Genomic DNA, 21,829 nt, shown 5'->3' with positions numbered 1-21,829 from the left:
TTCAAACCGCTGTCAACTGCCTTTTTCACCGCTTCCGACCTTGACGATCGAAACTCTTCCGAACCCTCTTAAACGGTCAAATCATTGATTAACAAGGAGTTTATCGTTTCGGCTGCGCCGGAAGTGGGGCGAATTATAGACACTACAGATCTGCCGTCAACCCCCAATTCGAAAAACCGTCATAACTCCGCGTCCAAGCGTTCTTCTCTATAAGAAGAACGACTACACCACACCTGCAGCGTGAAGGTGGTCATAGGTAAGGGCGTCCATGTTCAGCAGCTGCTGCAGTACTTCCTTGGTGTGTTCGCCCAGCAGAGGCGGCGCATGTCGGTACTCCACAGGACTGGCACTGAGCCGCAGGGGACTGGCAACCGTAGGCACGGTGCCAGCCAGCGGATGCTGCATATGGATCGCAAGCTCCCTGGCCACTACCTGAGGGTCGGCGAATACCTGGGACAGGTCATTTATAGGCCCACAGGGCACACCGGCCACTTCGAGCTCGGCCACCCACTGCTCGGTGGTCTTGAACACCGTTGCCTGCCGGATTAGGGGGATCAGCTGCTTGCGGTTGGCGACTCTCTGCTGATTGGACGCGAATCGGGGATCGCTTGCCCATTCCGGATGACCCGCCACCCGCGCGAACTTGGCGAATTGGCTATCGTTGCCCACGGTCAGGATGAAGTCGCCATCGGCCGTGGGGAAATCTTGGTAAGGCACGATGTTCGGATGGGCATTGCCCAGACGCTCAGGCGCCACCCCTGTCGTGAGGTAGTTCATCGCTTGGTTGGCCAGGCAGGCTACTTGCACATCCAGCAGGGCCATGTCGATCTGTTGTCCACCGCCGCCCTTGTCGCGATGCGCCAGCGCGGCCAGCATGGCAACAGTTGAGTACAGGCCGGTAAGGATATCGGTCAGGGCGACGCCCACCTTGGCGGGCCCGGCCCCAGGTTCACCGTCCGCCTTGCCGGTGAGGCTCATCAAGCCACCCATGCCCTGAACCATGAAGTCATAACCGGGGCGCGCGGCATAGGGGCCGGTCTGGCCAAAACCGGTGATGGAGCAGTAGATCAGTTGCGGGTTCACAGCGCTGAGTGATGCGTAGTCCAGGCCGTAGGCGGCGAGTCCGCCTACTTTGAAGTTTTCGATCAGAATGTCGGAGCCTGCAGCAAGGTCACGTACCAACTGCTGACCTTCGGGTCGGGTGAAGTCGATGGTGACCGAGCGCTTGTTGCGGTTGGCCGACAGGTAATAGGCGGCTTCACCCGTACTGTTACCAGCGTGGTCGGCAAGGAACGGTGGCCCCCAGGCTCGGGTGTCATCACCCCGGCCTGGGCGCTCGACCTTGATGACCTCGGCGCCGAGGTCGGCCAGGATTTGCCCGGCCCATGGCCCCGCGAGTACCCGCGACAGGTCGAGCACACGAAGATGCGAAAGGGCGCCCATGACGACCTCCTATCAATAGAAGGCTTGCAGGCCGGTTTGCGCCCGCCCCAGGATCAGGGCATGTACGTCGTGAGTACCCTCGTAGGTATTGACCACTTCCAGATTGACCAGATGACGGGCGACGCCGAATTCATCGGATATACCGTTGCCGCCCAGCATATCCCTGGCCATGCGCGCGATATCCAGGGATTTGCCACAGGAGTTGCGCTTCATGATCGAGGTGATCTCCACCGCCGCCGTGCCTTCATCCTTCATGCGGCCCAAACGCAGGCAGCCTTGCAGGGCCAGAGTGATTTCGGTCTGCATGTCAGCCAGCTTTTTCTGGATGAGTTGGTTGGCTGCCAGTGGCCGACCGAATTGCTGGCGATCCAGGGTGTACTGCCTGGCGGTGTGCCAGCAGAACTCTGCAGCACCGAGCGCCCCCCACGAGATGCCATAGCGTGCCGAATTGAGGCACGTGAAGGGCCCCTTGAGACCACGTACGTCGGGAAACATGTTTTCTTCCGGCACGAATACGTTGTCCATGACGATCTCGCCGGTGATGGACGCGCGCAGCCCGACCTTGCCGTGGATCGCAGGTGCACTGAGCCCGGCCCAGCCTTTTTCCAGAATGAAGCCGCGGATGTCTCCCGCATCGTCCTTGGCCCACACCACGAATACGTCGGCAATCGGACTGTTGGTGATCCACATCTTGCTACCGCTCATGCGGTAGCCGCCTTCGACCTTGCGCGCTCGCGTGACCATCGCCCCTGGATCCGAGCCATGGTCGGGCTCGGTCAGGCCGAAGCAGCCGATCCACTCACCGCTGGCCAATTTGGGAAGGTATTTCTGCTTTTGCGCCTGGGTACCGAATTCATTGATCGGCACCATGACCAACGACGACTGCACGCTCATCATCGAGCGATAGCCAGAGTCCACCCGCTCGACCTCACGGGCAATAAGGCCGTAGCACACGTAATTCAGGCCACTGCCGCCGAACTCTTCGGGGATGGTCGCACCGAGCAGACCCATCTCGCCCATCTCGCGAAAGATGGCAGGGTCGGTGGTTTCGTGGCGAAAGGCCTCCAGCACTCGCGGCATCAGCTTGCCTTGAGCGTATTGCTCGGCAGAGTCGCGCACCATGCGCTCTTCCTGCGTGAGTTGTTGGTCCAGCAGCAGTGGGTCGATCCAGTTGAAGCTTGCCATGTGCGCGTCCTCGGAAAAGCTGTATAGCCCGAGGGTAGGTGCTGATGCGTTGGTGAGCAAAGGAGGATTACGCATGAGCTTGTGATAATTTCTCACTTCAGGAGCATGCGACAGGCAACATGGCCGGCAGTGATGTGAGGAACAGTTACATGCGTAGACGAATTCCCAGTACGGCGGCACTGATCTGTTTCGAAGCGGCGGCACGCCATGAGAGCTTTACCAAGGCGTCCCTGGAACTGTTCCTGACTCAGGGCGCGGTGTGTCGACAGATTGCCAACCTCGAGGAGTTTCTCGACGTGCGCCTGTTCCGGCGTTCGAAGCGTGGCGTGAAGCTAACCGAGGCTGGGCTGTCCTACAGCCGCCGGGTGGCCGCGCAGCTCGATGCTGTCGAGCGCGAGACACTGGCGGTGATGGGGCAGCAAGGTGCCAGCACCTTGGAGTTGGCGGTGGTACCGACCTTCGGTACGCAGTGGCTGTTGCCACGCCTGAAGGACTTCCAGCGGCGTCATCCGCAGATCACGGTCAACCTGACCAACCGAACTCGACCCTTTCTGTTCGCCGATACCGACTTCGATGCGGCGATCTACTTCGGTGATGGTGATTGGTCGGGGACGCAGACCAGCAGGCTGATGGAAGAGCATCCTGTCCCGGTATGCAGCCCGGCGCTGCTGCAGGGGCAGCCAGCGCTGGCGCCAACACGCATTGCCGAGCTTGCGCTGTTGCAGCAAAGCACACGCCCCTATGCATGGCGGCAATGGTTTGCCAGCCTTGAGCTGAACGTGTCCCGCGACCTCAGTGGGCCGCGCTATGAACTATTCTCCATGCTGGCCCAGGCGGCGGTACATGAGATGGGGCTGGCGCTCATTCCTCCGTTCCTGATCCAGCGCGAGTTGCGCGAGGGCAGCCTGGTCATTGCCAACGCCCACGAGTTGCGCAGTAGCAAGGCCTACTACCTTGCCGTGCCAGAAAGGCATCGCGAGCTGGCGGCGCTGCGGACCTTTCGCGACTGGTTGATGCAGCAGGCAGAGGATTATCGCCAACCCCCGCCACATGGACTGGAAATCGGTAGTGCCAAACGGTAGCAACCTACAGATGTACGTTTCTGGCGCGTTATTGAAAGCTTTGATAAACCGTTGTACTTCCGCTACAGCCGTTGAATTGCCTGCATATGGCAGGTTTTTGACACACTATCGCCTGCAGTCGATAAATATTTCGCAAAATATTTCGAGAAGCCCAGCCGCGCCTGTAACGCCCGTACTAGAAGGGCGGAAGCAGGAATGCTGTGACATTCGGTCACAGCGTGACTTGTAGTGCCCAGAGTGTATCGCTCCATAACCTGTTGAAGCCGCTCGTCGGGGCCTGCAAAATGCCGCGGCCCGCCGCTCTCAGGCGGTATCGCGCTGATGGCGCTCTGGCACGATGGCCATGGCCAGGGCTTGGGTACGACCAGGAAAAAGATCCAGCAGGAGATATAACGTGCACATTGGTGTTCCTCTCGAAACGCAGCAGGGCGAAACACGTGTAGCCGCTACCCCGGAGACCATCAAGAAGCTGGTCGCTCAAGGCCATGCGGTGACGGTCGAACATGGTGCGGGGGTTCTCGCCAGCGTGACCGACGATGCCTACCAGGCCGCTGGCGCGACCATTGGCAGTGCTGCCCAGGCATTTGCCACGCAACTGGTGCTCAAGGTCAATGCGCCCAGTGACGCAGAGCTGCAGCAGATGGCTGCCGGTACGGTGCTGCTGGGCATGCTCAACCCGTTCAACAACGAAGTGATCGCCAAGATGGCCGCGCGAGGCATCAGCGCCTTTGCTCTCGAGGCGGCCCCGCGCACTTCACGCGCACAGAGCCTGGACGTACTGTCTTCGCAAGCCAACATTGCCGGGTACAAGTCGGTGTTGCTGGCCGCGCACTACTATCCGCGCTTCATGCCGATGCTGATGACTGCCGCCGGTACCGTCAAAGCTGCTCGCGTGCTGATTCTGGGCGCTGGCGTGGCGGGCTTGCAGGCCATCGCCACCGCCAAGCGCCTGGGCGCGGTGATCGAGGCCTCCGACGTGCGCCCGGCAGTCAAGGAGCAGATCGAATCGCTGGGCGCGAAGTTTCTCGATGTGCCGTACGAAACCGACGAAGAACGTGAATGTGCCGTCGGTACCGGCGGCTATGCCCGCCCCATGCCCGCCAGCTGGATGCAGCGTCAGGCGCAAGCGGTTCACGAGCGCGCCAAGCAGGCTGACATCGTCATCACTACCGCGCTGATTCCCGGGCGCAAAGCACCCACGCTGCTTGGCGCCGAGACGGTGGCGCAGATGAAGCCAGGCTCGGTGGTCATCGACCTGGCGGCGCTGCAGGGCGGCAACTGCCCGCTGACCGTGGCCGATCAGATCGTGGTGCACAACGGCGTGACCATCGTGGGCCCGACCAACCTTCCGGCGCAGGTGGGTGCCGATGCGTCGGCCTTGTATGCACGCAACCTGCTGGACTTCATGAAGCTGCTGTTCGACAAGGACGGGCAGTTCACCATCAACCTGGAAGACGACATCGTCGCCGCATGCTTGATGTGCCGCGATGGCCAGATCGTGCGCAAGAACGGCTGAGGACAATAACAATGGAAGACATGCTGATTTCCCACGGTATCTACAACCTGATCATTTTCGTGCTGGCCATCTATGTTGGCTACCACGTGGTCTGGAACGTGACACCCGCGCTGCATACTCCGCTGATGGCCGTGACCAATGCCATTTCGGCCATCGTCATCGTCGGCGCCATGCTCGCCGCAGCGCTTACCGTGACGCCACTGGGCAAGACCATGGGTACGCTGGCCGTTGCGCTGGCCGCGGTGAACGTATTCGGGGGGTTCCTGGTAACCCGGCGGATGCTGGAGATGTTCAAGAAGAAAGCACCGAAAGTGAAGGATGAGGCATCCAAACAATGAGCATGAACCTGGTTACGCTTCTTTATCTGGTGGCATCGGTCTGCTTCATCCAGGCGCTCAAAGGCTTGTCCCATCCGACCACGTCCCGGCGCGGCAATCTGTTCGGCATGCTCGGCATGACGCTCGCCGTGCTTACGACGGTCGGCCTGATCTACAAGCTGGGCGCAGAACTGGCCACCGCCGGGATCGGCTACGTGCTGGTCGGTCTGCTGGTTGGCGGTACTGCCGGGTCGATCATGGCCAAGCGCGTGGAAATGACCAAGATGCCGGAACTGGTGGCGTTCATGCACAGCATGATCGGGCTGGCAGCGGTGTTCATTGCCATTGCCGCCGTGGTCGAGCCGCAATCCCTGGGCATCGTCGCGCAGCTGGGCGATCCGATCCCGACCGGCAATCGCCTGGAGCTGTTCCTCGGCGCGGCAATCGGCGCCATCACTTTTTCCGGTTCGGTGATCGCCTTCGGCAAGCTGTCCGGAAAATACAAGTTCCGCCTGTTCCAGGGTGCCCCCGTGCAGTTCTCCGGGCAGCACAAGCTGAACCTGCTGATGGGTCTGGGCACCTTGCTGTGTGGCTTGATCTTCATGTTCACCGGCAGCTATGCCGCTTTCGGCCTGATGCTGGCACTGGCGTTCGTGCTGGGCGTGCTCTTGATCATCCCGATCGGCGGCGCGGATATGCCGGTGGTGGTGTCGATGCTCAACAGCTATTCGGGCTGGGCGGCGGCGGGCATCGGCTTCTCGCTGAACAACTCGATGCTGATCATCGCCGGATCGCTGGTGGGCTCCAGCGGCGCAATTCTTTCCTACATCATGTGCAAGGCCATGAACCGTTCGTTCTTCAATGTCATCGGCGGAGGCTTCGGTGCCGTTGCAGACGCAGGCCCGGCTGGCGCCAAGGAAGCGCGGCCGGTGAGATCGGGCTCGGCGGATGACGCCACGTTCCTGCTGACCAACGCCGACACCGTGATCATCGTGCCGGGTTACGGCCTGGCAGTGGCCCGCGCGCAACATGCGCTGAAAGAGCTGACGGAAAAACTGACCCACGCGGGAGTGACCGTCAAATATGCGATCCACCCGGTGGCTGGGCGCATGCCGGGGCACATGAACGTGCTGCTGGCCGAGGCCGAGGTGCCTTACGACCAGGTTTTCGAGATGGACGACATCAACTCCGAATTCGGTCAGGCAGACGTGGTACTGGTGCTGGGTGCCAATGACGTGGTCAATCCTGCCGCCAAGAACGATCCGAAGTCGCCCATCGCCGGCATGCCGATCCTGGAGGCGTTCAAGGCCAAGACCATCATCGTCAACAAGCGCTCGATGGCCAGTGGCTACGCGGGACTGGACAATGAGTTGTTCTACCTGGACAAGACCATGATGGTGTTCGGTGATGCGAAGAAGGTCATCGAGGACATGGTAAAGGCCGTGGAATAGCATTCCGAGCCCACGCACCTGATGGGCTGCCGTACTGAAAAAACCCCGCCCCATGGCGGGGTTTTTCTTTAGGGAGGGAGAACAGCTGGCAGAGCTGAACGAGCACTGCGGACCCGTAGGCGCTCGGCACTGCAATGGCGCACCGATCTACGTGAAATCAGTACCGGGTTGCACACCCACGCATACAGTTGCAGGCTGCAGCGACTGAGCTTTTGTGCAACGTGATCAGAGATCGCAGCGAATAAATTTAACTGTACTACTGTACTGGTAAAGAAATGAGAATCGAGGCACCCCAGAGCACTGGATTGACGATAAATGCATTAAATTGGTGCAGACCCATACAGTTGCCTCATTCGAGAGCGAGACAGTTGGGTTTCACAGCTAACTGACTGCACACAATACAGGTGAACTGTGCCTACTGTTATGGACGGCGAGCATGGAAAATGGGTACCAGATAAACCACTACTCAGCCCCGCCACAAGCGGAAGGATGTACATCATGGAACGTACCCTCAGTTCCGACCTGTTCCAGGCCAACACCCAAACCGCGCAAACTTCGGCTCCTCTGCGCTTCTTCGCCAACCTGATGCTCTGGCAGCGCCGTATCGCCAGCCGTCATCAACTGGCTCGTCTGGATGCTCGTCTGCTGGCCGATGCCGGTATCAGCGAAGCCCAGCGTTGCGAAGAGTTGAGCAAGCCGTTCTGGCGTTGATGCAACGCCCCGCTGGTAACAGAGCCTGAAGGCCGAACCAGCACCGAATTCAAGAAACCCGTCGCGGTCCACGCTGACGGGTTTTTTTTCGCCTGCGTGAAACAGGACAAGTACAGTTTTTGGTTATTAATTTATAACCATAACAGTTGAGTCATTGCGCTGCCGGTGTGGTCGGAGTGCTGGCGCCCGAGGCTTCCAGGCGCTCTAATAAGCTTTATTGCGCTCACACCTCGTTCAGACCTGGAGATTCATCATGACCCGTAATCATTTGCTCAGTGCCGCCGTACTGTTGGCTCTGGCCAGTGGCGCACAGGCTTCAAGCTTCGTTGTCACCACCGATGCGCTGGTGCGTGGGGTCAACGCGTCGACCAACGCCACGTCGGACCTGTCTTCCTCGCTGCGTGACGACAAGATCGTCCGTGAAGCGCGCGATGACGCTGCAAGCTTCGTGGCCAGCCAAGGCGACATCCGCGGCGTGAAGCTGGAAAGTGCCTTTGCCCATATCCGCAAGGTTGCACCTCAGATGCAAGCCAGCGACACCCAACTTGCCCAGGCAATCCTTGCCATCTGATACGTTGCAGCGCGTGCTGCTCCAGATGAAAGAACCGGCAGGCTACCGGCTGCCGGACATCGGAGGTGGCTCTTGCGCAGGCGTTGGGCTAGCCTTGCCGTCCCAATTGCTCGACACCTGAAGCCCGATGCGTTATTTGCCATTCTTGCTTGCCCTCTGGGCGTCGTCGGCTGCGGCCTTCGATGTGAGCCTGCAGTCGTCGGTAATCACCTTGTATGTGACCAGCCAAGTCACCACGGCACCGTTCGATCGCAAGTTGATTCTGTCTGCCCGGGACGATGCTGCCTGCTTCGTCGCCAGCGGCGGCCAATGCCGCGGCGCACGGCTCGAAGCGGCCATGGCCGTCATTCGCCAGGCGCACCCTCGAATGGCTGCCGGCGACCTTGAACTGGCGCAGGCGATACTCGTCCAATAAACACCTCGTATTACGGAGAAGCTCCATGCGTACCCCGCTGATTGCCGCTACCCTCGGCCTGTTCCTGCTGGCCGATGTGGCCCAGGCCCAAACTGTCGTGGCCACCAGTAATATCATCGTCCGTGCATTTGGCCGGTCGATCGATTTCACTTCCGACACCACGACCTCGATCCGCGACGCCAAGGTGGTCCTGGAAGCGCGGGACGACGCGGCCAGCTATGTGGCCAGCCAGGGCAACATCCGTGGCGCGCAGCTGGAGGCCGCCTTCAATGCGCTGCGTGAGCGCGTTCCACAGGCGCGCACCGCCAGTGACCAGGACCTTGCCGAAGCCATTCTCGCACTGTGAGGCGATTGGCCCGCTGGCTGCTGACAGCAGGCCTTCTGCTGACGGCTGCGCAGGCTTCTGCCAGCCTGCAGCTGGTGCTTGACCGCAGCGGGCTGGATGCCCGGCAGGCCGATGCCAGCCAGGCACTGCTCGACGATGCGATGGCCGCATTGCCACCACAGTTCGTCGCGCAGCTGGACCGGCGTATCGACGTCAGCTGGTCATCGCGCATGCCCGACAATGCCTATGGCCAAGCGTCTCTGGTATCCAGCCTGGAATTGAACCTCAATCAATTGCAGGGGCTGGCCGACGGCTCTTCCGCTCAGCGGCAGACCAACCGTCCTCATGGCACAGTGCGCGAAGAGCTGTTGGCCACCGTGCTGCACGAACTCACGCATATCTATGATCGGGCGCGCCTGTGGACACCTGCGGACCGTGCACTGATCAACCGCTGCAACCGTCAGAATGCCAGCCTTGGCAAGATTGGCTTGCCCGATGAGTGCCGTGGCCAGGGTATGCGGCGCTTTACCCTGAGCGACGACCCGCGCCTGCTGGACCTGGCCGGTTGGCAGCAATACGTCGGACGCCGGGGCGAGCGCGAAGAGCAGAACCGTCAGATCGTACGCAGTCCCGACATCTACGAAGTCAGCAGTCCGAAGGAATTCGTCGCGGTCAACATGGAGTACTTTCTCCTCGACCCGGCTTATGCCTGCCGTCGGCCGGCATTGTTCGACTACTTCAAGGCGCGTTTCAACTGGGCGCCGGCGCGCCAGCAAAGCTGCGCCGAAGGCCTGCCTTACCTGAATGCCGGCAGCGACTTCGGCAAGACGCCCTTGGGCAAGATCGATCCGCAACGTGTCTACGCGGTGGACTACCTGCTTGCCGAAGCCAATCAGAACCTCGCCAGCCGTTGGGGGCACAGCATGCTGCGCCTGGTCATCTGCGCCCCGGGACGCCCGCGAGGGCCGGACTGCCGACTGGATCTGGAGCAGCACCTGGTGCTGTCGTACCGGGCATTCGTCAATGATGTGCAGCTGTCCACATGGGGCGGTCTGATGGGGCAATACCCGTCGCGACTGTTCGTGTTGCCGCTGTCCCAGGTGATCGACGAGTACACCAAGACCGAGTTGCGCAGCCTGGCGTCGGTGCCGCTCAAGCTGGACCGCGCCGAGATCGAGTCGCTGGTGCGGCATGCCGCGGAAATGCATTGGAGCTACGACGGCAGCTATTACTTCCTGTCCAACAATTGTGCAGTGGAGAACCTCAAGCTGCTGCGTAGCGGTACCCATGATCCGAGGCTCCAGGGCATCGACAGTATCTTGCCCAACGGTTTGCTCGAGGTGCTGGAAGGGCGCGGGCTGGCCGATGGCAGTGTGCTCGATGATCCGCGTGAAGCATTGCGGCTGGGGTATCGGTTCGATTCCTATCGCGATCGTTACCAGGCCATGTTCGAGGTGCTGCGCAAGCATCTGCCCATCCCGCAGCAGACCGTCGAGGATTGGTTGGCGCAGACCGCTCAGCAGCGACGGCCCTGGTTTGCCCAGGCTGACCTGCGCACCAGTGCTGCGCTGTTGCTGCTGGAGCAGGCCAGTTACCGGCGCCAGTTGCTGTTGGCGCAGGATGAGGTGAAGCAACGCTATCTGGGCGCCCGCGAGTTGGGGGATGGCAGCGTGGCCAACGCCAATCAGATGCTGCAGGAAATACTGGCCAATAGCGGTTTTCTCAGCCGACCGGCGGAACTGCTCGACAACGGTGGCTACGGGTTGCCGCAGACGGCGGAGTGGCAGCGGCTGGAATCGGAAAGCAGTCAGCGCCAGCAACGGTTGCAGCGCTTGAGTACCGACTTGGACAAGGAGGTGAGGGCGCTGCTGACCCCTGAGCGGGCTGCGGAGATTGCGGCCAGTGAAGCGAATCTGAAGCAGGTGGGGGAACACCTGCGCGAGTTGCACAAGGCGGCGGGTGGGTTGGTATTGCCTTGAGATCGAGGGGGCGCCATTCGCGGGCAGAGCTCGCTCCCACAGGGGACGGTGTTGTTTTGGGAGCGGGGCACGAGTATTCGCGGGCAGAGCATGCTCCCACAGGGGACGGTGTTGTTTTGGGAGCAGGGGACGAGCATTCGCGGGCAGAGCCCGCTCCCACAGGGGGACTGTGTTGTTTTGGAGCGGGGCACGAGTATTCGCGGGCAGAGCCCGCTCCCACAAGGACAATTGTATCGTTTTGAATGGCGAAAGGTTGTTGAAAGCTTGCCGACATAGGATCGACTCACCCCCGGCGTAAGACCGGCCGGCCAGATGGCAGCACTCAGGTGCGCTTTCGGCCTCTTGAACAACAACAATGGTGAAACCGATGTCCTTGATGATCCCTACCCGCAGTGCCACCCTTCCCATACTCCCGGCTCTTGCCATTCCTCGCTGAACCTCTCGTTCTTCGTCTTTAGCCGCGCTGTGCCTGGAGTATTCCCATGCTGACATTCCTTGGCTTTGCCATGGTCATCACGTTCATGTTCCTGATCATGACCAAGCGCCTTTCTGCGCTGATCGCCTTGATCATCGTGCCTATCCTGTTCGCTCTGTTCGGTGGTTTCGCACCGGAAATCGGCCCGATGATGCTTGCGGGCATCACCAAGCTTGCGCCGACCGGCGTGATGCTGATGTTCGCCATCCTGTATTTCGCCCTGATGATCGATTCGGGGTTGTTCGACCCGGCAGTGCGCAAGATCCTCAAGCTGGTCAAGGGCGACCCGCTGAAAGTGTCGGTCGGCACGGCCGTACTGGCGTTGATCGTTTCGCTGGACGGTGACGGCGCGACCACCTACATGATCTGCGTTGCCGCCATGCTGCCGCTGTACCAGCGCATCGGCATGAGCCCAAGGATCATGGCCGGTTTGATCATTCTGGCAGGCGGGGTCATGAACATGACGCCGTGGGGTGGTCCGACCGCGCGCGCTGCCAGTGCCCTGCATGTCGACCCTTCGGACATCTTCGTGCCGATGATCCCAGCCATGGCGGTCGGTGTCGTCGCCATCCTGGTGATTGCCTACATGTACGGCAAGCGCGAGCGCGTTCGTCTGGGCGAGCTGCACCTGCCTGGCGACGAGATCGACCACAGCGAAATCAGCGTGTCGCAGTTCCCTGACGCACGCCGGCCCAAGCTGATCTGGTTCAACGGCGGCTTGACCCTGCTGCTGATGATCACTCTGATCATGGGCCTGCTGCCTCTGCCGGTGCTGTTCATGGTCGCGTTCAGTATTGCCATGATCGTCAACTACCCGTGCCTGGAAGCACAGAAGGAACGTGTCGCGGCCCACGCCGGCAGCGTTCTGGCCGTGGTCGGATTGATCTTCGCCGCCGGTATCTTCACCGGCATCCTGACCGGCACCGGCATGGTCGACGCCATGTCCAAGAGCCTGCTGGCAGTGATTCCGGATGCCATGGGCCCGTACCTGGCCGTGATCACGGCGCTGGTCAGCATGCCGTTCACCTTCTTCATGTCCAACGATGCCTTCTACTACGGCGTATTGCCGGTACTGGCCGAAGCCGCGGCGCACTACGGCATCTCGCCGGTGGAAATGGCCCGTGCCTCGATCGTCGGACAACCCGTACACCTGCTCAGCCCGCTGGTACCCTCTACCTACCTGCTGGTTGCCCTGGCCGGTATCGAGTTCGGTGACCACCAGCGCTTCACCCTCAAGTGGGCAGTACTGGTTTGCCTGTGCATAATGTTCGCCGCGCTGGCAATGGGGATCTTTCCTCTGTTCAGCAGTCTATAAATTCTATTCGCGAGCCAGGCCGGACGCCGTCGCGCCGCTACCCCATGGTAGCGGCGCTTTAGCATCCGGCCTTGCGCCGCCCTGACATTCAACACGAAGGACTTCACATGGAATGGTTCACCAACCCGGAAATCTGGGTTGCTTTCTTGACCCTGACGGCACTTGAAATCGTGCTGGGCATCGACAACATCATCATGATCTCGATTCTGGTGAGCCGCATGCCCAAGCACATGCAGGCACGCACACGGATTTTCGGCCTGGCGCTGGCCATGGTCACGCGCATTCTGCTGCTGCTTTCGATCACCTGGGTCATGCGCCTGACCGCCGACCTGTTCGTGGTATTCGGCCAGGGTATCTCCGGACGTGACCTGATTCTGTTCTTCGGTGGTCTGTTCCTGTTGTGGAAAAGCTCGCAAGAGATCTACCACGGCATGGAAGGCGAAGAAGAGGGCGGTGACGAGGTTGCAGGCAAGGGTGGCAACTTCATCTACACCATCATCCAGATCGCCATCATCGACATCGTGTTCTCGCTGGACTCGGTCATCACCGCGGTGGGCATGGTGTCCCATGTACCGGTCATGGTCGCTGCCATCGTCGTTGCGGTATTGGTGATGATGGTCGCTTCGGGCACCATCAGTCGCTTCATCGATCAGCATCCATCGCTGAAGATGCTGGCGTTGTCGTTCCTGTTGGTGGTCGGTACCGTACTGATCGCCGAAGCCTTCGACGTGCATGTACCCAAGGGCTACGTCTATTTCGCCATGGCGTTCTCGTTGGCTGTGGAAGCCGTGAACATCAAGATGCGTACTGCCATGGCCCGCAAGCGTCGCAAGTCCCAGGAAGAGTCCTGAGCCTTGAAAGCCGCGCGCTGCACTGGCAGCGTGCGGTAGTGGCCAGCAATGTGCTATGAACGACTGACCGGCCAGGGGGTCTGTTCCATTGACTTGGTCGATTTCAATGGAAGGGATTCATGCACGAGCGGGTGAAAAGCGCTCCCGGCACGCAGCATCGCCTGCTGTGCCTGTGGCTCCTGGCGGCGACGCTGTTGTGCGCCGGCCGTGAAGTCGTGGCGCTGGACCGCTTCCAGGTCGAAGGGTATCTGTTGCCCAACGGCCTGCAACTGCTGCTCAAACCTGGCGACGAGCGTGCCCACGTGTCGATTCGCCTGGTGGTTGGCGTTGGTTTCGACGACTTCTCCTGCACTGATCAAGAACTGCCCCACCTGCTCGAGCATCTTCTGTTCAGCGGTATCGACGAGCACGGCGAAGGCGGTCTCGAAGAACGCATGCAGGCGCTGGGCGGCGAATGGAATGCGTTCACCAGCAGTGCCGACACCACCTTCGTCATCGAAGCGCCAGCGCACAACCAGCGCAAGGTACTCGACCTGCTGCTGGCTGCCGTCACTCGGACCACCATCGACGAAAAAGCCCTGGCCAGCGCCAAGCGCATCATCGAGCACGAAGACGGCGGCCATCATTCCCACCTGCAGCGCTTGCTCGACAAGCCCGCTCGGGACAGCGATGCCAGCAGTCAGTTGGCTATCGAGTTGGGCCTCAAGTGTCCGCAACCTGCCGAAGTCGCCGACCTGACGCTGACGCAGGTGCGTGATGTCCGGCAAAACTGGTACGCACCGAACAACATGAGCCTGATCGTGGTAGGAGGCTTGGATAAGCTGCTGCCGGCCTATCTGGAGCGTACCTGGGGTGCGCTGGATGCGGTGGAACCCAGCGACCATCAAGACCTACGTTCGGTCACCCATGCGGCCGAGCCGCAGGCTGAACTGACCCGCGGTTGGCTGGGCGAGGACGCCAAGCTTCATCTGTACTTCGTCGAACCGGTGCTTGAAACCGCGCATCCCGCTACCCTGGACCTGCTGCAGATGTATCTGGAATGGGAGCTTTACCGCGAACTGCGGCTTGCCCACGGCCTGTCGTACGGACCCTGGGTGGCCCGCGAGTCGTACGGCGACAGCGGCCTGCTGAGCCTGAACGCCGATGTGGATCGAGCCGATATCGGTCAGACCGGCCTGGTCATGGGGCAGATGATCGCGCGTCTGCGCGACAACGGTGTGGACGCGGAGACCTTCAAGCGCCTGAAGAATCTTGCGATCGCCCGGCAAGCCTGGGCGGCGCAAGGCAACGTGGCGCTGGCCGACTACTATTGGGGAGCACTGGCCGACTATACCGACGGCCGTTTCGCCAGCCCGGCGCGGCAGTTGGCTCAGGTCACCGTCGAGGACGCCAACACTGCTTTGCGTCAGATGGTAGGGACGCAGGGGTATATCCGTGTCGAAAAACCCCTGCTCAGCTATGACGAGCTCTATCGGATCGCCTGGGCGGTGTTGATCGGCATGGCAGCATTGCTGGTGGGGCTCATCGTCTGGCGGCGCGCGAAACGACGTTGATCGCTGCCGAGGCGGTATCCCGAATACCGTTTCATTGCCTATTTTCTATGGAAGACCATGCCGTACTTCGTTCAGCGCCTCATCGACCTTATCAAACGCTACCCGGGTGTGATCGCACTGGGCGGTTTCCTGTCCGGCATCGGCAGCTTCGTGCTGGTCGATCGCCAGGCCGGCCTGGCCAGCTGGATCGCAGTGGTGATGCTGCTGACCTGGATCTGGTTGATGCTGGAGAACACCTTCACCCAGTTGTTTACCCGCTTGTTCAAGCGTGAGATACCCACGCCGGTGCTGCGCTACGCGACCCAGATGATTCACCAGGAAAGCCTGTTCTTCGTTCTGCCTTTCTTCTATATCACCACCACCTGGAACAGCGGCCAGCTGGTGTTTACCGGCCTGCTGACGCTGGCCGGGCTGGTGTCGATCATCGACCCGCTGTACTACAAGTGGGTCGCGCCCCGGCGCTGGCTGTTCATGGCGCTGCACACATTCACACTGTTCGCGGCGTTGCTCACGGCGCTGCCGATCATCCTGCACCTGACCACCGATGAAAGTTTCAAGCTGGCGCTGGCCACCGCCATGCTGCTGGCCTTTCCAAGCCTGGCGGTCAGTTTCCCGATCAACCATTGGCGTCGCGGCGTGGCGCTGGTTCTGGCGACCTTGATGATCGGCGGTGCTGGATGGCTGCTGCGCTCCTGGGTGCCGCCGGCCACGCTATGGCTGACCGAGGTGGCGGTGACCACCGAGCTGGACAACCGCAGCCGCACCCATGGCGACAGCCTGGATACGGTCAGCGCGGCGCAGTTGCGCAGCAGCGGGCTGTACGCCTACACCGCCATCAATGCTCCTCGAGGCTTGGACGAGCGTATCTATCATGTGTGGCAGCAGAACGGCACCGAGGTCGATCGCATCGCCCTGGACATCCACGGCGGGCGCAAGGAGGGCTATCGCGCCTGGAGCCACAAGCAGAATTTCCCCGGCAACGTCGCGGGGAAATGGCAGGTGCGGGTGTTGACCGAGGATGGTCAGATCGTCGGCGTGCTGCGCTTCACGGTGACCGACGACGCGGTTCAGGCCGCCGTGGCACCGAAGAACCAGTAGCAGACCACGATGGCGGCGATGACTCCGGCCAGGTCCGCCAGCAGTGCACAGCCGACCGCGTGACGTGCACGCTGGATGCCCACGGCGCCGAAGTACACGGCCAGCACATAGAACGTGGTCTCGGTGCTGCCCTGAATGGTCGCCGCAACCAGGGCCGGAAAGCTGTCCACGCCATGGGACTGCATGGTCTCGATCAGCATCGCGCGCGCGGCACTGCCGGAAAACGGCTTGACCAGCGCGGTCGGCAGGGCGTCGACGAACCGGGTGTCCATGCCCAGCCATTCGACCAGGTGACGAATGCCGTCCAGGCCCAGCTCCAGGGCGCCCGAAGCGCGCAGCACACCTACCGCGCAGAGCATGGCGACCAGATACGGCAGCAGGCTCTTGGCAACGTCGAAACCTTCCTTGGCGCCTTCCACGAAGGCCTCGTAGACCTGAACCTTGCGCAGCGCGCCGATGACCAGAAACAGGATGATCAGGCCAAACAGCGTGAGGTTGCCCAGGATCGAGGACAGCCCCGCCAGGGCTGTAGCCGAGAGGGTGCCCAGGAACGCCATGAACACGCCAAGCAGCAGCGCACCGGGAATCAGATAAGCCAGCACCACTGGATCCCACAGCCGCAGACGTTGCATCACGGCCACTGCCAGCAGCCCGGCGAGGGTACTGGCCGAGGTGGCCAGGAGAATCGGCAGGAACACCAGGGTCGGGTCGAGGGCGCCTTGCTGGGCGCGGTACATGAAGATCGATACCGGCAGCAGGGTCAGCGACGAGGCGTTGAGTACCAGAAACAGGATCTGCGCGTTGCTGGCGGTGGTCGCACTGGGGTTGAGTTCCTGTAGCGAGCGCATGGCCTTGAGGCCGATCGGGGTTGCGGCGTTGTCCAGGCCCAGGCCGTTGGCGGCGAAGTTCATGGTAATCAGCCCCAGTGCCGGATGGCCGCGTGGCACCTCGGGCATCAGTCGGCTGAACAACGGCCCCAGGACCTTGGCCAGCCAATCGACGATACCGGCCTTCTCGGCAATCTTCAGGAAGCCCAGCCACAAGGTGAGGGTGCCGAACAGCAGGACCATTACTTCTACCGACAGCTTGGCCATGGCGAACAGGCTTTCGACCATCGCGGCGAAGATGCCGGCATTGCCGCCGATGAGCCATTGGCCGAAGGCCGAAATCGCGGCGATCAGAAAGAAGCTGAGCCACAGGCCGTTCAGCATGGGTATTCCCTCGTTCGAAGATGCGCGGATGATAGCCCAAAGCGAGGTTGGATTCTGCCCCGCAGGGCAGCGTGGTGTGTCAGGGTTTTCGCGTGAGGCCGGACGTGGCTTGCACCGCTGCTACAGGGTACGAGCCGCGTCGCCGGGTAGGCTGCGGATGCAGGTATCATCGCGGCGCACCGTTCGCGGGCAGAGCCCGCTCCCACAGAGCCGCGTCAGGGGGCGACGCGGTCCTTGTTGCGCCAGTGCGGCAGGGAGTTCCAGTAACGCTCGCCCTTGGCATCGTCGTACATGCCTTCCCAACGCGAGATCACCAGCACGGCCAAGGCATTGCCGATGACGTTGAGCGCGGTACGGGCCATGTCCATGATGCGGTCGACGCCGGCAATGAAGGCCAGGCCTTCAAGCGGAATGCCGACGCTGCCCAGGGTCGCCAGCAAGACCACGAACGACACGCCCGGCACGCCTGCAATGCCTTTGGAAGTGACCATCAGGGTCAGTACCAGCATCAGTTGTTGCCCGATCGACAGGTCGATGCCATACAGCTGGGCAATGAACAGCGCCGCGATGCTTTGATAGAGGGTAGAGCCGTCGAGGTTGAACGAGTAGCCGGTGGGCACCACGAAGCTGCTGATGGCCTTCGGTGCGCCATACGCTTCCATCTTCTCGATCACGCGCGGCAGGACGGTTTCCGAACTGGCCGTGGAATACGCCAGTACCAGCTCGTCCTTGAAGATGCGGAACAGCTTGAAGACCGAGAAGCCGAACAGGCGCGCGATGACACCGAGCACGACGATGGCGAAGAACAGGATCGCCGCATACACCAGCACCACCAGTTTGGCCAAGGGCAGCAGTGAAGCGAAGCCAAAGTTGGCCACCGTGACGGCAATCAGCGCGAAAACCCCGATTGGGGCGTAGTTCATGATCATGTGAGTGACCTTGAACATGCTTTCCGATACGCCCTGAAAGACTTTGACCAGAGGCTCCCGGGTTTCACCTGGCAGACTCGACAGGCCCAGGCCGAACAGTACCGAGAAGAAGATGATCGGCAGCATGTCGCCGCGAACGATCGACGCAAAGATGTTGGACGGAATCAGGTTGAGCAGGGTGGCAACGAACGCATGGTCATGCTGCACCTCAGCCGTGGTTTTCTGATACTGCGAGATATCCACGGTGCCCAAGGTACTCATGTCGATACCCAGTCCAGGCTGGAACAAGTTGGCAAGGCCCAGGCCAACCAGAATGGCAATGGTGGTCACCACTTCGAAATAGAGGATGGTCTTTACGCCAATGCGGCCGAGCTTTTTCGCATCGCCCACGCCGGCAATGCCGACGATCAGAGAAGAGATCACGATGGGGATCACGATCATCTTGATCAGGCGGATGAAGATGTCGCCTGCGGGCTGCAGGATATTGCCGATCCACCAGGCCTTCTCGGCACTGAAGTGGTTGAGCACTGCACCCAGTGCGATGCCCAGTACCAAGCCGATGAGTATTTGCCAGGCGAGGCTCAGTTTTGCCTTCTTCATGTCGTTACCCTTTTTCCAAGTCAACTCGTGATGCCTGTTCGCAAGCCGAACGGTCATCCGTAGAGGTTTCTTCACGCCGTGGCGAAACGCTTTGGCGAACGAAAAAAGGCGCAACTATTCCGATGCACTGCGGCAGCGTCTAATGCCGGATGCGACTACCCTATGCAAACTCGGCATAACGCGATTGAGTGATCTACTGCCTTTGATATGTGCGTTCGGATAGACGACTGGCCATGCCGAAGCAATTGGCAGGTTTGCCGAAAAGGGGGTGCAGAAAAATCAACGACGTTCGCGAAACCGAACGCGGGGAATTTTCTGCTGGAAAAAGATGAAACAAGATGGAAGGCAGCTCGACGCTGCAAAGATAGGCTCTGCGCAAGCCGGGCACGTAATGATCGTACACCGCTTGCGCAGCAGCTGTTGCCTGACCCGGCCCGGTTCGGAGGTCCTCCCTGTACCCCTAGGTCACTCCGAACCGACTGCATTCAGAACAACCCGACCCCATGGTCATGACCGCCACCTTCTGAGTGCCGGCCATTCGGACCAGGATGACCCGGTCCAATCTGTAGATCTTTGACGCACTGCCGTGATGGCGCAAACCATCACGGCATCACAGGAAGTCAGTACCAGTCAGGGTCTTTCTTCAACTGCTCCATGAGCATCTGCTGCATGCCCTCGTCGGGCTTGCCGAGAAAGCGATAGGTCGCGTGACGCGTCGGCGACTTATCGGCAGGCAAGCCGGCAGGTACCTGGACATACAATGCGTAGGCATCTTCCTTGTCTATGCTGAAGGCTACGAGCAGTCGCCCGCTTTTGCAGCTCTCAGCGGTTTCACACAGCGGCCCCACCAGGTAATTGTCGCCGTCCTCAGGGACTGCAGACATCTGCTGGGGCGAAACGCCTGACAGATTGATGATCCAGTCCGGAACACGTTCCTCGGACTTGATCACCGACTGCCAGGTATCGCGGTACTCGGTGCTCGAACCCAGTAGCTCGCTGACGCGAGCCTGACCGTCATTGGCGGCCATTGCCATGCTGCTGCCGACCAGCGACAGCGCCATGCCTATACCCTTGAGGGTCATGCTGGTCATGGTCAGCCTCGACCGCGACGGCCAAAGATGAACGAGACGACGAACAGCACCAGGAATACTACGAACAGGATCTTGGCGATGCCTGCTGCGGTGCCGGCGATACCACCGAAGCCCAGGACGGCGGCGATGATGGCGATGATCAGGAATGTGACTGCCCAACTCAGCATGGTGTATCTCCTTTACGATTTGTCGTGTTTTATCGGTTGATCAGATGCGTTGCCAGTACCTCAGAACACCCAACTGCGAATGTGTTCAACCGGCTCGTTCGCTTGTACGCGTTCAATGTTTCCAGATTGCTGACGCCCGACCCAATGCGCACTGGCTGGATTGAGGTGCGCGGTGTCGACCAGACGCTCCTGAGGTGGCAAAAGAAGTTCCTGCTGCTGGGCAGATGCCCAGCCTGCATACAGCTGCACCGCCAGCAGGGTCACCAGCGTCGCCAGAACCAGAAACAATCCTTGGCGCATCGATTGGGACAGGGCGGACGCTTGAGCTGCTTGAGGACGGTTCATCCGGAAACTCCTTGCACTGGGATAACGACTGAATACGTGTTCTTGAAACAAGTATTGCAGCCTGCATGCCAACCTCTTATCTCCGATTAAACTCTTTAAAATCAGTAGTTTGCATTAATAGACGTTCAATACTCAATAGCAACCTGCACGATAACGCGCCTGGGCTCGGGCGATTTGCACGATCACAGTATTGGCTTGGACACTTTCAACAGATCGGCATCCACGCCACGGACACCGCGGATGTTGCGTGCCACCTCGACCGCCAGGGTTTTCTGCTCGGAACTGGCGACGTCACCTTTGAGCGCTACCATGCCCGTGCGCGTCTCGACATCGATGCTCAGCCCGTCCAGATCGCGATTGAGCAAAAGGCTCGCCTTGATCTTGCTGGTCACCCAAGTATCGCTCAAGGCTTCTTCGGTCTTCTTGGCCTTGGTCTCGGCCCGCGTCGTCGCCGTATCCGCTGCACCCAGGCTGATCAGGTTGTTCACCTGATAGACGCCATCGGTATTGGTCGCCAGGCTGCCAGCCAGTTGCTTGGCATCGGCAGTCTGCGCCTGGCCCTTGAGCGTCACGACACCGTCGCTGGTGGTGACGACGATATCCAGTGCCTGGGTACTGGTGTTCCACAGCAACTTGGACTTGACGATTGCCGTGAGCGTGGCGTCTTCCAGATGCTGGGCGAATTGCTGACGCTGATTGACGTGCTCAACCAGTTCCGGATTGAGGGTCAGGCGGTTATCGACCTTGTCGATGCCTTGGGTATTGAGGGCTACCTGCTCGGCAAGCTCGCGGTCGACCTGGTCTTCCACAGCGCCGGTCAACGTAGCGGTGCCCTCACGGACCTGCACGCCGAACTCGAAGCCGTTGAGCTGTCGATTCAAAGCCAGCGCCGTCCAGATGGAGCCCTCCTGGCGTGCTGCCTGCAGCCTGCTCTCGAGGCTGGATGATTCACCATCGTGTTTCTCGAGATTGGCAGGGGTGGCTGCCGAGACCAATGTCGACAGGCCTACCAGACCTGCGATGACGCTTGCCAACGTGAGTCGCTTGATACCGCGCATTCCTACTCTCCTCCCATTGAAGACGATCGGTTGATATCGCAAGGCATATGCCAAACTTTTTACTTACTGAAAGCTCAGATATTTCATACAGTTAGAAATGTAATCAGCTAATAGCTACCATGCAGCCTGCCGAATCAATCA

General features: G+C 60.4%; 21 protein-coding genes. 13 read left to right on the top strand and 8 right to left on the bottom strand.

Going from position 1 to position 21,829, the window contains the following annotated elements:
* Positions 1-222: 222 nt before the first annotated feature.
* Together IFT44_RS17100 and IFT44_RS17095 are read right to left on the bottom strand one after the other, a co-directional pair.
* Positions 223-1,443, bottom strand: a complete 1,221-nt coding sequence (locus tag IFT44_RS17100) for a CaiB/BaiF CoA transferase family protein (RefSeq protein ID WP_192176275.1) — start codon at positions 1,441-1,443, stop codon at positions 223-225.
* A 12-nt stretch (positions 1,444-1,455) separates the two neighbouring features.
* Positions 1,456-2,628, bottom strand: coding sequence for an acyl-CoA dehydrogenase (locus IFT44_RS17095; protein ID WP_122480120.1), 1,173 nt, complete (start codon positions 2,626-2,628; stop codon positions 1,456-1,458).
* Between the two features lie 149 nt (positions 2,629-2,777).
* Here IFT44_RS17095 and gcvA point away from each other — a divergent pair, with 149 nt between their 5' ends.
* From gcvA to IFT44_RS17030, 13 genes are all read left to right on the top strand, one after another.
* Positions 2,778-3,710, top strand: a complete 933-nt coding sequence (gcvA, locus tag IFT44_RS17090) for a transcriptional regulator GcvA (RefSeq protein WP_192176274.1) — start codon at positions 2,778-2,780, stop codon at positions 3,708-3,710.
* Positions 3,711-4,104: 394 nt separating this feature from the next.
* The gene (locus IFT44_RS17085) at positions 4,105-5,226 is read left to right on the top strand and encodes a Re/Si-specific NAD(P)(+) transhydrogenase subunit alpha (protein WP_192176273.1); all 1,122 of its coding nucleotides are present in this window, start codon (positions 4,105-4,107) and stop codon (positions 5,224-5,226) included.
* 11 nt (positions 5,227-5,237) lie between these two features.
* Entirely contained in the window at positions 5,238-5,564 is a 327-nt protein-coding gene (locus IFT44_RS17080; RefSeq protein ID WP_043191874.1) for an NAD(P) transhydrogenase subunit alpha, read from the top strand.
* The gene (locus IFT44_RS17075) at positions 5,561-6,994 is read left to right on the top strand and encodes an NAD(P)(+) transhydrogenase (Re/Si-specific) subunit beta (protein WP_122714882.1); all 1,434 of its coding nucleotides are present in this window, start codon (positions 5,561-5,563) and stop codon (positions 6,992-6,994) included. Before IFT44_RS17080 ends, IFT44_RS17075 begins: the two co-directional genes overlap by 4 nt.
* 498 nt (positions 6,995-7,492) lie before the next feature.
* Positions 7,493-7,705: a DUF1127 domain-containing protein gene (locus IFT44_RS17070; RefSeq protein WP_122714881.1), complete on the top strand. Its 213-nt coding sequence runs from the start codon at positions 7,493-7,495 to the stop codon at positions 7,703-7,705.
* Positions 7,706-7,958: 253 nt separating this feature from the next.
* The gene (locus IFT44_RS17065; protein ID WP_192137781.1) at positions 7,959-8,276 is read left to right on the top strand and encodes a DUF2388 domain-containing protein; all 318 of its coding nucleotides are present in this window, start codon (positions 7,959-7,961) and stop codon (positions 8,274-8,276) included.
* Positions 8,277-8,403: 127 nt separating this feature from the next.
* Complete coding sequence (locus IFT44_RS17060) at positions 8,404-8,691, top strand: DUF2388 domain-containing protein (RefSeq protein ID WP_185794574.1); 288 nt, start codon at positions 8,404-8,406, stop codon at positions 8,689-8,691.
* Between the two features lie 25 nt (positions 8,692-8,716).
* Positions 8,717-9,037 carry a DUF2388 domain-containing protein gene (locus tag IFT44_RS17055; protein WP_122480114.1) on the top strand — a complete coding sequence of 107 codons (321 nt, stop codon included), beginning with the start codon at positions 8,717-8,719 and terminating at the stop codon, positions 9,035-9,037.
* Positions 9,034-10,995, top strand: a complete 1,962-nt coding sequence (locus tag IFT44_RS17050) for a DUF7844 domain-containing protein (protein ID WP_342214294.1) — start codon at positions 9,034-9,036, stop codon at positions 10,993-10,995. The genes IFT44_RS17055 and IFT44_RS17050 overlap by 4 nt, the downstream gene beginning before the upstream one ends.
* 482 nt (positions 10,996-11,477) lie before the next feature.
* Positions 11,478-12,785: a CitMHS family transporter gene (locus tag IFT44_RS17045; RefSeq protein ID WP_122480113.1), complete on the top strand. Its 1,308-nt coding sequence runs from the start codon at positions 11,478-11,480 to the stop codon at positions 12,783-12,785.
* 107 nt (positions 12,786-12,892) lie between these two features.
* Positions 12,893-13,636: a TerC family protein gene (locus IFT44_RS17040; RefSeq protein ID WP_192176272.1), complete on the top strand. Its 744-nt coding sequence runs from the start codon at positions 12,893-12,895 to the stop codon at positions 13,634-13,636.
* 119 nt (positions 13,637-13,755) lie between these two features.
* The gene (locus IFT44_RS17035) at positions 13,756-15,189 is read left to right on the top strand and encodes a M16 family metallopeptidase (RefSeq protein WP_192176271.1); all 1,434 of its coding nucleotides are present in this window, start codon (positions 13,756-13,758) and stop codon (positions 15,187-15,189) included.
* 57 nt (positions 15,190-15,246) lie between these two features.
* Complete coding sequence (locus IFT44_RS17030; protein ID WP_185794576.1) at positions 15,247-16,287, top strand: DUF5924 family protein; 1,041 nt, start codon at positions 15,247-15,249, stop codon at positions 16,285-16,287.
* Here IFT44_RS17030 and IFT44_RS17025 read toward each other — a convergent pair.
* From IFT44_RS17025 to IFT44_RS17000, 6 genes are all read right to left on the bottom strand, one after another.
* On the bottom strand, positions 16,257-17,498 hold the full coding sequence (locus IFT44_RS17025) for a nucleoside recognition domain-containing protein (protein WP_122480109.1): 1,242 nt from the start codon (positions 17,496-17,498) through the stop codon (positions 16,257-16,259). The two genes, IFT44_RS17030 and IFT44_RS17025, sit on opposite strands and share 31 nt — an antisense overlap.
* A 215-nt stretch (positions 17,499-17,713) precedes the next feature.
* On the bottom strand, positions 17,714-19,027 hold the full coding sequence (gene gltP, locus IFT44_RS17020) for a glutamate/aspartate:proton symporter GltP (RefSeq protein ID WP_185794577.1): 1,314 nt from the start codon (positions 19,025-19,027) through the stop codon (positions 17,714-17,716).
* Positions 19,028-19,647: 620 nt separating this feature from the next.
* Entirely contained in the window at positions 19,648-20,118 is a 471-nt protein-coding gene (locus IFT44_RS17015) for an inhibitor of vertebrate lysozyme family protein (RefSeq protein WP_192176270.1), read from the bottom strand.
* A 2-nt stretch (positions 20,119-20,120) separates the two neighbouring features.
* Complete coding sequence (locus IFT44_RS17010) at positions 20,121-20,285, bottom strand: DUF1328 domain-containing protein (protein ID WP_043191899.1); 165 nt, start codon at positions 20,283-20,285, stop codon at positions 20,121-20,123.
* A gap of 60 nt (positions 20,286-20,345) precedes the next feature.
* Positions 20,346-20,630: a hypothetical protein gene (locus IFT44_RS17005; protein ID WP_192176269.1), complete on the bottom strand. Its 285-nt coding sequence runs from the start codon at positions 20,628-20,630 to the stop codon at positions 20,346-20,348.
* Between the two features lie 182 nt (positions 20,631-20,812).
* Positions 20,813-21,688: a BON domain-containing protein gene (locus IFT44_RS17000; RefSeq protein ID WP_192059206.1), complete on the bottom strand. Its 876-nt coding sequence runs from the start codon at positions 21,686-21,688 to the stop codon at positions 20,813-20,815.
* Positions 21,689-21,829: the final 141 nt, after the last annotated feature.

The organism is Pseudomonas sp. CFBP 13710 (assembly GCF_014842235.1).
GTDB classification, from domain to species: Bacteria; Pseudomonadota; Gammaproteobacteria; order Pseudomonadales; family Pseudomonadaceae; genus Aquipseudomonas; species Aquipseudomonas baltica.
This window is presented reverse-complemented; position numbering and strand designations above follow the sequence as displayed.